The sequence below is a fragment of the Actinacidiphila sp. bgisy167 genome (assembly GCF_965342175.1).
GTDB lineage: Bacteria > Actinomycetota > Actinomycetes > Streptomycetales > Streptomycetaceae > Actinacidiphila.
Map to the genome: position 1 here is coordinate 1 of NZ_CBDRBL010000186.1, position 2,070 is coordinate 2,070.

The following is a 2,070-nucleotide window of genomic DNA, read 5'->3' on the forward strand; positions in this document are numbered from 1 at the left end:
ACTGGACCGTGGCAAGGTACTCGTTGAACTGCGCAACCTGGCAGACGTCAACGGCGTCGCCCAGGCTCGTGAGCAGTACCAGGACCTCAAGCGGCGTACGCAAGCCCGGTGGGATGCAGCCGCCTGGATAGCAGGACTGGGCTCTGACCACCATGCTCAGCAGTTGGCGCTGCAAGCGCGGCTGGCGGGCGATGGGCTCGCAGGTGCCCTGGACCGGATGCTGCGGATCACGAGCGAGCTCAACGTCGTACACCACCAGCGCGCCCTCGGGTTCGAATTTTTGAAGCGGGACGCAGTTCAACCTTTGGTACGCAGCACCCTTCGAACGAGTCGGCTCATTCAGGGGGGCCCGCAGGGTACTGTCGAGCTGGACCGCACCGTCGTCAGGTCTGTGCTGCCGAAACTGGACACCGACCTTTCAGAGTTCGCCTACACCGTGAATCTTCTTGATCATGACGGGCGTTCATGGGAGCAGGTCAGGAAGCAGTGGACGCAGGTGATGTACGACAGCGCCAGGCTTCGCGAGGCGCTGTCCGGCGAGTCGGCGAACTGGCCACCGCCCGAAGCAATGGAAAATTGGAAAGAAATATCAGCACTCCCTGGTCTGCGGCCTCGCACAAACCTGAAAGATGTCGACGCAGCCGTGAAAACTGCCCTTGCCCAGCCAGGCAATACGCCGGCCCTGCAGGCTGTTCTTGTCCAGGCGACTGCATGGCGTCAAGACAATCAGGGAAGTAAGCGCGAGTTCGCCATCAGCGAATTGGAGCGCAACGTCCTCCATCGCCTTGCTGGAAGTCCTGAGCACCTCGCAAGGCGTCCGCCTCGGGGCTGGGGTTCTCAGGAAGTCGGGCAGTTGCCACAGATGCCGCTCCGGACCCACGGAACGAGGACCGGTACGAACTCTCAACCACAGAACGCCAGATACCCCCAGCCCACTGCCGCAGTGCTCGAAGAGTGGTCAGACCGAATCCGCTACGCGCACGAATACCTTCGGGAAGCACCTGACGGCAGCCAACTCCGACAGCAGGCGGCGGAAATCGTCGCCCAATTCCACGTCGCTCCTCCGGCCGAATCCGGACAGCTTTCAGACGAGGCCAGATCTTATCGGAAGCTGTACAACAGCACTATAGACGTAGTGGCGTTCGCCTTGGGCCGTGACCGAGGACGAACGCAACCCACTCTGCGTGCAAACGAAGTTGCCCAGAAAATGGCAATGGACTTCGGTAGCTCTCCCGAAGCTCACATCGCCCTCAACCAAAACCTGCAGAGCCAAGCGGGAAGTGTCCCTGACCCCGTGATGCCCGAGTTCGTGGAGGGCAGCAGGCGACACCGGCCACAGGACCGACTCGAAATTATTGAAGGCAGCAGGCGAAACACCAGAACGGGTGGCTCCGCGGGTGTGCACGACGCTTCCGCGACTCGGCGTCAGAGACGGCTTGGGGGTGCTCGAGAAGCAGGTTTGGACCCGCAGGTGGAGGGTTGGGAGCTGGGCCGATCGATCACGGTGACAGCTCCAGAATCCTGGATGGACAGCTTCCATCCCCAGAGCCACAACTCCGACGAGTTGGAGCCTCCGGCGCGAGTCCCTCTGTCCGCAGAGGCAACACCGGAACTTTTCGCACCTTTCACGCGCTCGTATGCGCACTCGACCCGCTCCTACACCTATCAGGTCGGTTCCGGCGGCACCGTGGTGCTGCCGAACGGCGCGTCCCTGACGGGGCGCTGGGCGGCTCTCGGAGACGACTTCGTCAATGAACAGGGATACATCCTCTACAGAGAAAGCGGATGGATCGGCCACGTCGCAAACTGGGACGCCCTGCAGAAGATCCTCGACTTCGACCTGCACGGCTACTACCTGATCTCCGATTCCACCAACCTGCAGTTCATCCCCGTCACCGACACTCAACCCCCTGTACTCCTGCCCCTGAAAGAGGACTCCGCGCCACCCCGAACGAGCAGCAAAGGCACAGAGGAAAACACAGTCACAGGCCTGTCGGCCGGCACACCGGCGCCTCATGTCTCGCAAGAGACAGTGAAGACCGCATCACAAAGAGAAGTAGGGCTCACCGA

The 2,070-nt window shown here is 61.6% G+C and carries 1 protein-coding gene; it reads left to right on the forward strand.

Going from position 1 to position 2,070, the window contains the following annotated elements; genetic code table 11:
- Nucleotides 1-163: 163 nt before the first annotated feature.
- Nucleotides 164-2,070 (forward strand): hypothetical protein (locus tag ACRWND_RS30640; protein WP_431955209.1); only part of this gene is annotated, 1,907 nt, incomplete at its 3' end.